Raw genomic sequence first — 11,004 nt, forward strand, 5'->3', positions numbered from 1 at the left:
CCGGATCGAAACCCGCCACAGCCAGGGCTGGGTGGGCAGGGTATCTTCCGACCTGGCCGAGATCTTCGCTTGGGCCGATGAGTTCCGGCAGAGCGGAAAACCGCTATCCATAGCTTACAGCGGCAACATAGTCGATCTGCTGGAGTATATTGACAAATATGACATCAAAGCGGAACTGCTTTCCGACCAAACCTCCTGCCATGCCGTCTATGAGGGTGGATACACTCCGGCCGGGCTCAGTTTTGAGCAAGGGCGGGCATTGCTGTCCTCTGACCCTGAACTTTTCAGGCAGCACGTCGATGAGTCGCTGAAACGCCATTTCCACGTCATCCAGCGCCTCTGCGCCAAGGGGGCACGGTTTTGGGACTATGGCAACAGTTTCATGGCCTCGGTGTTTGACGCGGGCGAGCGCAGCATCGCGCGAAACGGGGTCAACACCAGCGAAGGCTTCATTTTCCCCTCCTATGTGGAGGATATCATGGGCCCACTCTGTTTCGACTTTGGCTATGGGCCGTTCCGCTGGGTTTGCCTGAGCGGGAAAGACAGCGACCTGCAAAAGACCGACGCGGCCGCGCAAGCCTTGATCGATCCAAACCGCAACTCCATGGACCGGGACAACCACAACTGGATCGCCGGGGCCGGGGAAAACAAGCTCGTGGTGGGCACCAAGGCGCGCATACTCTATGCCGATGAAGAAGGCAGGGTGCGCATCGCTTTGAAATTCAATCACATGGTCCGGTCAGGCGAGATCGGCCCCGTGATGCTGGGACGGGATCATCATGATACCTCGGGCACCGACTCCCCCTTCCGGGAAACTGCCAACATCCGCGACGGAAGCAACGTCATGGCGGAAATGGCCACCCATTGTTTCGGGGGAAACATCGCCCGCGGCATGACCCTGGTTGTGCTTTCCAATGGCGGCGGCGTGGGGATCGGCCGCTCCGTCAATGGCGGCAACGGCATAGTATTGGACGGCAGCGAGGCCATGGACAAGGTGGTTCGCTCAGGCCTTTCCTGGGATGTGATGGGTGGAGTCGCCCGGCGTGGCTGGGCCCGCAACCCCAACGCGGTCAGCACGGTGCAAGCCTGGAACGAGGCGCATTCCGAAGCGGGGCACATCACAGTTCCCAGCGCCATGGATGATGGCCGGATCGACGCGCTGGTGAAGAAACTGCTGGCAAAAAACCAAGACTGAGGAAACAGGATGTTGAATCAATTCGTCAAGCAAATGAAGGCAAATTCGCTCCCCGATAGCGTGATCAAAACATTTGGCGCCTATTACAGGATGTTGGCCAAGGGTGAAAAGGGAATGATCCCCGGGTCTGAGATCAAGGCCCCGTCGGAAACAAACCTGCTCAGCTACGAAGCGCTGCTATCCCAGCGGCGCGAGAATATCCTCAAAAGCGTCGCGGTGATCAAACTCAACGGAGGCTTGGGAACCAGCATGGGGCTGAGTTCTGCCAAAAGCCTGCTGCCGGTGAAAGGCAACATGAATTTTCTGGATATCATCACCCGCCAGGTGCTGACCCTCAGAGCAAGGACGGGATATCAGGCCCTGCTGATGTTCATGAACAGCTACAACACTGAATCCGACACCTTGGAATACCTGAAGAAATATCCTGACCTTGAGCGCCAGCCCCTGCCGATATCCTTTGTGCAAAACAAGTTTCCCCGCATTCGGCAGGACAATCTCAAACCCTATGAGAATGAGGACAAGGCCAAAATGTGGAATCCCCCCGGCCATGGGGATATCTATGCCGCGCTCAGTTCATCCGGGCTCCTGGACAGGATGATCGACTCCGGCTATCGTTACGCCTTTGTTTCCAATTCGGACAACCTCGGCGCCACCGTCGACACCTGCATCCCGGCATACATGGAGGAAAATGGCATCCATTTCCTGATGGAGGTCTGCCGGCGCACGGAAATCGACAACAAGGGCGGCCACCTCAGCGAGGACAAAGGCGGCCAGCTCCTGTTGCGCGAGATCGCGCAATGCCCGCCGGAAGAGCTCGAAGAATTCCAGAACATCCAGAAGTATCAATATTTCAACACCAACAACCTCTGGATCGATCTCAAGGCCTTGCAATGGAACCTGATCGCCGGAGAAGGGATCATGCTCCTGCCGCTGATCATCAATCCCAAGGTCGTGGACGGCACCCCTGTCTATCAGCTTGAAACGGCAATGGGAGCAGCGATCAGCGTCTTCAACGGCTCCCGGGCTTTGATCGTTCCCCGGTCCCGTTTCGCACCGGTCAAGAAAAACAACGATCTGCTGGCCATCTGGTCTGACCTCTATGAACTGAACGACCAATACCAGGTCGTAATGCGGCGCGGCGTGGAATCCATACCCGCGATCGAGCTGGACGAGCGCCATTACGGCAGCATCGATCAGCTTCTGTCCCGCTTTAAAGAAGGAGTGCCGTCTCTGACGGGCTGCACCTCGCTCAAGGTCACAGGCGACATCAGCTTTGGCGAGGATGTGATCTGCGAAGGCAGGGTCAGCCTTTCCACCGACCATCCCGTCCATCTCAAAAGCCGCCTGCTCACCGGGGATATCGTCTTCAACCCGTAAAAAGGAAGTTTACATGGTTTCAAAAACAGCAAAAACCAGATTGGGCATATTTGTGATCGCAGGTGGATTACTACTGCTCGGGTTTTTTATCGTGGTCGCCGGCAAGAGCATCATTGAAAGAGTCGACACCTATTATATCGAGTTTGAGAATTATTCCGTGAGTGGGCTCCAAGAGGGCGGTGCCGTGAATTATCATGGCGTCCCGGTGGGCAGAATTGTTGATATCAAGATCAACCCCAAAGACGTGACCAAGGTGATCCTGACCATCAACATTGCCAAGGGGACTCCGGTGAAGGAAGACAGCGAAGCTGTTACGGTCATGATGGGGATCACTGGAGTTAAGGCAGTGGAGATCCGCGGAGGAACGAACGAGTCCAGGCTACTTAAGCCAAAAAGCTATATTAAAAAAGGTACCACAGCGATTGAAGACATCACCGACAGAGCAGTCTCGATCGCAGAAAAGATTGAGCAGATCGCTGTTAACATCCGTTCCATAACCGATGAGGCCAGCCTTGCCAATATCGGCGAAACCCTCCAAAACCTGAATGTAGTTGTAGCCAATACCGCAGAAATGAGCAGAAAGCTGAACCAGTCCATAGACAGGGTTAATTATGTACTGCAATCTGCTGAAATTGACTCCATGGTGGTGAATATTAATGCCATATCCGCTCAATTGAGGGACGCGAAGCTTGATGAACTGATCAAAGAGCTGAGCAAGACCACCACCACAGCGGGATCCCTCATCACAAACCTTGACCGGGCATTGATCAGCAACCGCGCCAATCTTGCCGAGACCCTGGAATCCCTGCGTGAAGCGAGCGAAAACCTGAGCGATTTCACCAGGCAGATCTCGGAGCAACCCTCAATAATCTGGAGGGGGAACGAATGAGGAGACATCTTATGAGACTTAATAGACTAGTTTCAGGGTCGCTGGCCCTGCTTTCACTGCTCTTGTTGGGGGGTTGTTTCGGCAAGGTCACCCGTATGCCTACAAACTACTATGTGCTTGATTATCAGAGAGGCACGGAAAACCCATCCCTGCGGCAAAGCGAACCTTTCCCCAAAACCCTGGAAGTTTTGGACGCGGTCGTGAACCGAACCTATGCGCGCAACCAGATCGTGGTCAAGGATAATTTCACGCGGGTGCGCTATCTGCCCAATGACTTGTGGGCAAACCGACTCAGCGACTCGGTTCCGAACCTATTGGTGAGGCGTTTTCAGGCTTACAATATCTTCCACCAGGTGGATCGCTCCACAGGTGATTTCAAGCCGGATTACTATCTGGAAACCAATATCCAGAATCTGGAAAGAGTTGAATCCGGCAAGCCCAGAGCGTATTTGCGGGCCGATTTCTACCTTCGCGACCCCAACCAAAACATCCTCATGACATATAAAGCGGAGCGCTATGCTGATCTTCCCGATGATTCCACGGTGTTTCTGGTCCAGACCTACAACACCATGCTCATGCAGGAAGCTGATATCCTGGCCGGCAGGATAAGCTTGTTCCTCGCTGGCAAGGAGTTTTCCGCCGTGACGCCCGATTCGGAGCTGAGACCCTTGGAAGCTTTCCTCTATACTGAAGCCTCGGAATCAGCTCAAATGACGGCTGATGGCGAGCTCTTGCTGTTGCTGACCTCGCCCCAGGTGACCGAGATCCTGTATTCCATCGAGGGGACGGGACAAAATGACCGCCAGATATACAGGAATAACCTCGAATTCAACGAAATAGTGACTTTGAATCCGGGCAAGTATCGAGTCACGATCGGCGATAACCAGGAAATTCAGATCGACACTGAGATCAGATCCAAAATGAGGACGGTGATCCGCGGAGAGTGGTCTGAACTGGCGGTCAAGATCATCGACCAGAACCAGAACCGGGTGCGCCTCTCCTACGATATCTGGTATAAAAACCCAAATGAATACGATTACACTCACTACGGCTCGGATATCAGCGTCGGTGACGACGACTTGGGGCAACCGGATAAATTGTGGATCCTCAGGCCCGGGACCTATATGATCAAACTCAGGGGCGGTTCCTGGAACGATCTCCGCGACTTCACAACTGTGAACGTCAACAAAGGCGACAGCGATATACTCACCGTGGTTGTCGATCCCTCCGGTGAAGGCAATTTCCTGGTGGGGGCCGGCATTCTGGGTGAAGATCCCATCCTGCCGGGGCGCGCGATCGTGCATAGAGGAGCCGTTCACGGCTATCTCAACCTCTCCTCGAACAACAATGTGGATATGCACGAACCCACATACGGACTGAGCATTACGGGCCAACTGGATAACAAGGTGGATGCCAATTTCCCCAACTTGCATTACACTGGCCGCAGCTACTACGACTTGGGTATGAACCGTTTCACAAACTCCGATCTGAGGATCAGCACGGACTCCTATTCCCTCAAGAATGTGCAATTGTTCACCCCCTGGGAAAATTCAAACACCCTGAGAAATTTCTCATTCTATGGCCGCGGGGATATCTACTCCCATTTCTTTGATGAAAACCTGTATTTCTCAGCAGACAAAAACCTGATCCTCATATCGTCAGCTGGCGACACTCTGGATGTCCGGACCGGCCAGGACAGATTGAAAACCAAGATCGCCGGCTATCCGCTTCGCCTGAAGGAAGGCACCGGTCTCACCTACCGCTGGGCCATAAACCCCAAAGTCACGCTCAGCCTGCGCGGCGGTTATGGCTGGCAACAGGTTTACAATAAAAGCAGTTTCGTGTTCACCAAAAGCGGCGCGAGCCTGTCTGAGCCAGATGGCCTGGCATATGACGTCTATAGGGAAAGCAAGGATCAAAGCAACCATGGGCTGGAAAGCACTCTGGTCCTCACTGCCATCAATCTGCTTAATTTCCTGACGGTCAATTCCTCCTTTGACGTGCTCTTCCCTTTGAATAAAGCAGGCGGTGATCCCAGTTTCGACAGCGAGAACCGGGTCAATTTTCGCATCTACCGGAATGTTTCCCTGGATATGAAACTGAATTTTCATTATGACACATCCAAGAACGATTGGGTGGTCTACGATTTCGGCTCATACCTGCGTTTATCCCTCTACTATTGATGATCGCCAAAGTTGACTATTCCGAAGACGCGTTGGTCTTAAGCGGCACTTTCACTTCCCGGGAAGTCTCGCAGATACAGGACAAGATCACTGGCAAGATGCTGCACAACCGCATCTCCAGACTTGATTTCTCAGGGATAGAATCCATAGACAGCGCCGGAGTCGCTTTTCTGGAGGAGATCATCATCGATTGCTCACAGGAGGGCGAGCTTTCCATCATTCCTCCCAAACCTGAGATACAGGCTGTGATGGACACTTTCCGCTCCCTTGAACTGCCAGAGCAGAAACCCTCACCGGAACCCGGTTTCTTTGAAAACTTGGGCGATTCGCTGGTCATCCGCTTTTCGAGCTTTTACAATATCCTCCTGCTGGCTTCAGATATTTTTTTCTGGTCGCTCGTCGGGATTGTAGATTCCAAATCGCAGCGCAAGGGCGCCGTGATCCATCAGAGCCAGCTTTTGGGTTCCAATGCCCTGCCGATCGTTGCCCTGCTTTCCTTCATTATCGGATTCATCCTTTCTCTCCAGTCCGCGGTACAGTTGCGGGCTTTCGGAGCGGATATCTTTCTCGCCGATCTTCTGGCCGTCACCATGGTGCGTGAAATGTCTCCCCTCATCACTGCCATAATCGTTGCCGGAAGAAGCGGCTCAGCGATCGCTTCGGAGATTGGCACCATGAAGGTTTCCGAGGAATTGGACGCTTTGAAGATGATGGCTTTGAATCCTGTCCGTTACGTCGTGGTGCCAAAGTTTCACGCCATCACGCTGATGATGCCTCTCCTGGTATCCTTTTCCATTATCATGGGCGGGATCGGGGGTGCCGTGATCGCCTTCGGATATCTTGATCTCAGCGCCACAACCTTTGTCGCTCGCTCCATAGACATCATTTCCCTCAAAGACCTGATCGTCACTTTCTCCAAAAGCACCGTGTTTGCCTGGTTGATCGTGATCATCGGCTCCCACTACGGCTTCCAGGTGAAGGGCGGGGCCGAAGGAGTGGGCAAGGCAACCACCTTTGCTGTGGTCACTTCCATCTTCGCGATCATCATCGCTGATTCTCTTTTCAGTCTGCTCTACCTATGAAAAACGTGGAACCGATCATCAGCATCCGGGGGCTCGAAGCTCAATATGGTGAAACCACCATCCTCAGCGACATCGATCTGGATATCTACCCCAACGAGATCACAGTTATTCTGGGCAGCAGTGGTAGCGGCAAGACAACTCTCTTAAAGAACATCACCCGGCTCGTGGAACCAACCCGGGGCAGTGTCAAATTCTGGGGCGAAGAGATCCTCGGCATGGATGAGGTTCGGTTCCAACAGGTCCTCAAGCGGGTCGGAATGCTCTTTCAGGGCGGAGCCTTGCTAAACTCGATCAGCGTGTTTGACAACATCTCCATTCCCCTCGAGCTACATACCAAGCTCTCCCCAAAAGTGATCGAGCGCATCATCCGGGTCAAGCTCAGCCTCGTAAAACTGGACAATGCCATCTATCTCCTGCCCGCGGAATTATCCGGCGGGATGGTCAAAAGAGCCGGCTTGGCAAGGGCTCTGGCACTCGATCCCGAGATCCTGTTCTGTGACGAGCCTTCGGCCGGTATCGATCCTCTCACCTCTTCCCAGCTTGACGAACTGATCCTCGAACTGAAGCACAAACTCAACATGACCATCGTGGTCGTCACCCACGAATTGGCTTCCATCCACCGCATTGCCGATAAGTTGGTTTTCCTGGATAAGGGCAAATTGGTTTTCCACGGCACTCTCGAAGATGCCAAAGCAGCCAATATCCCCAGTATAGACACTTTCTTCGAATCCGGAAAGTATGACTGGTCCTGAGCTGAACATCATCGCGGCCATGGACCGCAACCGCCTGATAGGAAAGGAAAACCGGATGCCCTGGAACATCCCGGAGGACCTGGCCTACTTTCGCCGTAAAACTCTGGGCCATACCGTCATCATGGGCAAAAACACCTGGCTGTCCCTGGGCCGCACACTTGACCGGCGCACCAACATTATCCTCACCCGCGACAGGAAACTGTCCATACCGGGGTCGATAATCTGCCACAGCCCTGATGAGTGCCTCGAGCATTGCGGTTCCGGAGAATGCTTCGTGATCGGCGGCGCCCAGGTCTTCCGCCTTTTCCTGCCCCTCGCTTCGGGCCTCTTCATCACGCGCATCGACGCGGAATTCGAAGGCGACTCCCATTTCCCGGAATTTGATACCGATGAGTGGGATACCGTTTTTTTCGAAGCGATCACCTCAAAAACCGGCTATAAACTGACTTTCACGGAATACAAGCGCCGGGCCAGCCGCCAGAATTGAGCATAGCTCAGACTGGCTCTGAATGGCCGGCCGAAACCCGCCAACCCATCTCACCTCTTATGCCTCCAAGCCATGCCTCTGCTACATTCGCCCTACACATCCCGAACAATGTTGGGAATGTGTTCGTCAAATGTCCATGGGGCATGGGTTGCGGGCATGAGGGCCGAATGGGCGAATAGCCTTAAGCCATGGCATCAGTAGCACAGCGTTCGCAAAAAAAGATTGACCGCAAAAGCAAGGTTGAATATACTGGTTTAAACTGTAAAAACAGACGATCCCATTGACGAAGAGGAGAGAAATGCGCCGCGTAATATTAGCCTTGATGCTATTGTCCCTATTGCTGGTCGGATGCGGAAAAGCTGCCAGGTCCGACAAGGTCCAGATCCGTTTCTGGCATGGCTTGAGCGGACCGCTGGGCGATGTGCTCAACGAAATGATCGGGGAATTCAACCGCAGCCACACGGATATCGAGGTGATCACCAACCCCATCAGCAGTTACACCGCTCTCTCGCAGAAGCTTTCGGCCTCGCTGCAGGTGGGCAAGCAGCCTGATCTGGCGCAAGTTTTCGAATCCTGGGCGGCAACTTTCCAGAAAGACAACGTATTGGTGAGCATCGACGAACTGATCGCCAACGACGAGGATTTCACCGATGAGGACATGGCGGATTTCTATCCTGTCTTCATGAGATCGATCACCTATCAGGGGAAAAAGTGGTCCTTCCCCTTTAATAAAAGCGTCCGGGCCTATTTCTACAACAAGGACGCCTTCTATCGGGCCGGGCTCGATCCCAACCACTTCCCCGAGACCTGGAAAGAGTTTGAAGACTATTGCCGGATGCTGACCTCACCTCAGACCCAGACCTCTGCAGCGACCTGGGGCGCAAACTTCACGGTCAACGAATGGCAGTTCATCAATCTGCTTCACCAAGCCGGCGGAACCATCCTGAATGAAAACAACATACCCGTTTTGAACGGGCCGGAAGGCCTGGAAGCGCTCAATTACACATTGAATCTCGTCAATGGCGGCACAGCCCGCTCCACCCGCGAATACGACGGACAAAACGCTTTCCTTTCCGGCTCTGTCGCCATGTTCGAGGGTTCCAGCGTGTCCATCACCTACATGCGCCAGCAGCCGATAAATTTCAACATTGGCTACGCCCCCCTGCCTACCTATAGGACCAATAGAAGCGCGATCAGCGGGGCCAATATCGTGATCTTCAAAAGCGGCGATCCCGCCCGGGAAAAAGCGGCCTGGGAATTCATCAAGTGGTTCACCGACACCGAACAGACTGCCAAATGGAGCGCCCGGACCTGCTATATGCCCCTGCGCAAGAGCGCGATGGAAACTGACGTCATCAAGCAGTTCCTGGATGACTTTCCCCAGTTTGCCAGCATCTACGCCCAATTGGACAACGCGGTCTTCGAACCGCAGCATCCTGCCTGGTTTGTGGCGCGTGATGAACTGAAGAAGTTTCTGGAAAGGGCCAAGGAAGGCGTCCTGTCCCCGCAGGAAGCGCTGGACGGTGCCGCGGACAAATTCGCGGAACTGATCGCCAGGGAAAAAGGCCAGCTTCCGGAATGAGGTCCAAACCTGCAAACCATGACAATTGCTCCCGTAAACGGCATGCGGCGCGATATTCTGCTTGACAAGGAAAGCACCGCGGCGAAAAGGGGTTAAATGTGCCGAAGTGGTGAAACAGGTAGACGCAGTGGACTCAAAATCCACCGGGATCATATCCCGTGCCGGTTCGATTCCGGCCTTCGGCACCACGACCTTAAGGAGAATAAGGAACCGATATTTGCTAGCCAGCAGCATTTTCTGTAGAATAGCAGTGAAACGCAAACATTTGCATTGGGTATTTTGCTCCCCTGATTATAATGTAATATTAAACCAGGCGGGGGATATTTAGCGCCCCGGCCCTATCTGATATCTCAATGGAGGTATGATGTCCAAAGATAAATTAGTGATCCTGGCAGCAGTAATTGCCATACTGAGCCTGCCTCTCGCCCTGGGAGCGATCTCCCAGGCCGGCCTCTTGTTCCTCACCTTTGAGCCCGGGGCCCGCGCCAATGGTATGGGCCGGGCCTATACTGCCGTGGCGGACGATGCCTTCGCGCCTTGGTGGAATCCCGGTGCGACCGCGTTCAACCGCAAAACCCAGATCGGCGGAAACCACATTCCCTGGCTGCAGGGAGCCGGAGCCGGTTTTGACGACATGTTCTATGAATATCTGGGCTTCAATCGTTATTTCGACGGGATCGGAAACATGAACGTGCATCTCCTTGTGGCCGACCTGGGAACCCAGATGCAGACTGACCCGAATGGGATTGAGATCGGCGAATTCCACAGCTTCGACTTCGCCGGGGCCTTTGGCTACGCCTACGAGGTCGTTCCAGCCAAGCTGGGCGTGGGAGCGAATTTCAAGCTCATCTACAGCTACCTGGGGCCGGGCACTGGCCAGACGGAGGATGAGGGCAAGGCCTTCGGATTTGCCTTTGATCTGGGGACCAAGTACAAAGACCTGTTCATCAGAGGCCTCGACACTTCCCTGGTGATCCAGAACATCGGCCCGAACGTCACTTACGTCGATCAGGCCCAGTCCGATCCCCTGCCCATGACCGTGCGCCTTGGAGCGGCCTATCAGATCCTGGATTCACCCCTGAACAAGTTCCTGATCTCGGCCGAAGCCAGCAAGATCCTGGCCAACGAGGATGGACTGCTCACCCGCTTTGTTTCGGGATGGGAGCACTTTGATGAGACCATCTATGGCTTTGGCGCCGAATACACCTATCTGGAACTGATCTCCCTGCGGGGCGGGTATTTCCTCGATCAAGCCGGAGAGATAGTGGGACCCAGCTTTGGCGCCGGGATCCAATACACCTTTGACAAACGCTACAAACTGACGGCTGATTTTGCCATGATCACCGCCGGCGAGCTCACGGACTATAACAAAGTCTTCTCCGTAGGCTTCGAATTCTAAAGCACAACAAACGTTCTGGACAGACTCGCCCCGGAGTTTCGGCTCCGGGGAGTCTTTC

At 54.0% G+C, this 11,004-nt stretch carries 9 protein-coding genes and 1 tRNA gene; all 10 read left to right on the plus strand.

The window, feature by feature from the left end:
* A partial coding sequence (locus tag K0B87_01265) for a urocanate hydratase (protein MBW6513369.1) occupies nucleotides 1-1,195 on the plus strand: 1,195 nt, incomplete at its 5' end.
* 9 nt (nucleotides 1,196-1,204) lie between these two features.
* A complete protein-coding gene (locus K0B87_01270) occupies nucleotides 1,205-2,572 on the plus strand; it encodes a UTP--glucose-1-phosphate uridylyltransferase (GenBank protein ID MBW6513370.1) in 1,368 nt (455 codons plus the stop codon).
* Between the two features lie 13 nt (nucleotides 2,573-2,585).
* The gene (locus tag K0B87_01275) at nucleotides 2,586-3,461 is read left to right on the plus strand and encodes an MCE family protein (protein ID MBW6513371.1); all 876 of its coding nucleotides are present in this window, start codon (nucleotides 2,586-2,588) and stop codon (nucleotides 3,459-3,461) included.
* 11 nt (nucleotides 3,462-3,472) lie between these two features.
* On the plus strand, nucleotides 3,473-5,644 hold the full coding sequence (locus tag K0B87_01280) for a PqiC family protein (GenBank protein MBW6513372.1): 2,172 nt from the start codon (nucleotides 3,473-3,475) through the stop codon (nucleotides 5,642-5,644).
* A gap of 98 nt (nucleotides 5,645-5,742) precedes the next feature.
* A complete protein-coding gene (locus K0B87_01285; GenBank protein ID MBW6513373.1) occupies nucleotides 5,743-6,726 on the plus strand; it encodes an ABC transporter permease in 984 nt (327 codons plus the stop codon).
* A gap of 5 nt (nucleotides 6,727-6,731) precedes the next feature.
* A complete protein-coding gene (locus K0B87_01290) occupies nucleotides 6,732-7,478 on the plus strand; it encodes an ATP-binding cassette domain-containing protein (GenBank protein ID MBW6513374.1) in 747 nt (248 codons plus the stop codon).
* Nucleotides 7,465-7,965 carry a dihydrofolate reductase gene (locus K0B87_01295; protein ID MBW6513375.1) on the plus strand — a complete coding sequence of 167 codons (501 nt, stop codon included), beginning with the start codon at nucleotides 7,465-7,467 and terminating at the stop codon, nucleotides 7,963-7,965. Before K0B87_01290 ends, K0B87_01295 begins: the two co-directional genes overlap by 14 nt.
* A gap of 298 nt (nucleotides 7,966-8,263) precedes the next feature.
* Nucleotides 8,264-9,547, plus strand: coding sequence for an ABC transporter substrate-binding protein (locus tag K0B87_01300; GenBank protein ID MBW6513376.1), 1,284 nt, complete (start codon nucleotides 8,264-8,266; stop codon nucleotides 9,545-9,547).
* Between the two features lie 100 nt (nucleotides 9,548-9,647).
* A tRNA-Leu gene (locus K0B87_01305) sits at nucleotides 9,648-9,735 on the plus strand.
* A gap of 176 nt (nucleotides 9,736-9,911) precedes the next feature.
* Nucleotides 9,912-10,946 (plus strand): PorV/PorQ family protein, encoded by a 1,035-nt coding sequence (locus K0B87_01310; protein MBW6513377.1) that lies wholly within the window; start codon nucleotides 9,912-9,914, stop codon nucleotides 10,944-10,946.
* Nucleotides 10,947-11,004 lie beyond the last annotated feature (58 nt).

Source organism: Candidatus Syntrophosphaera sp. (assembly GCA_019429425.1).
Classification (GTDB): domain Bacteria; phylum Cloacimonadota; class Cloacimonadia; order Cloacimonadales; family Cloacimonadaceae; genus Syntrophosphaera.

Bases quoted from the DNA above. Each gene is read 5' to 3' on its own strand.
- K0B87_01280 (MBW6513372.1), top strand. From the start codon at position 3,473: ATGAGACTTAATAGACTAGTTTCAGGGTCGCTGGCCCTGCTTTCACTG.
- K0B87_01285 (MBW6513373.1), top strand. From the start codon at position 5,743: ATGCTGCACAACCGCATCTCCAGACTTGATTTCTCAGGGATAGAATCC.
- K0B87_01270 (MBW6513370.1), top strand. From the start codon at position 1,205: ATGTTGAATCAATTCGTCAAGCAAATGAAGGCAAATTCGCTCCCCGAT.
- K0B87_01275 (MBW6513371.1), top strand. From the start codon at position 2,586: ATGGTTTCAAAAACAGCAAAAACCAGATTGGGCATATTTGTGATCGCA.
- K0B87_01300 (MBW6513376.1), top strand. From the start codon at position 8,264: ATGCGCCGCGTAATATTAGCCTTGATGCTATTGTCCCTATTGCTGGTC.
- K0B87_01295 (MBW6513375.1), top strand. From the start codon at position 7,465: ATGACTGGTCCTGAGCTGAACATCATCGCGGCCATGGACCGCAACCGC.
- K0B87_01310 (MBW6513377.1), top strand. From the start codon at position 9,912: ATGTCCAAAGATAAATTAGTGATCCTGGCAGCAGTAATTGCCATACTG.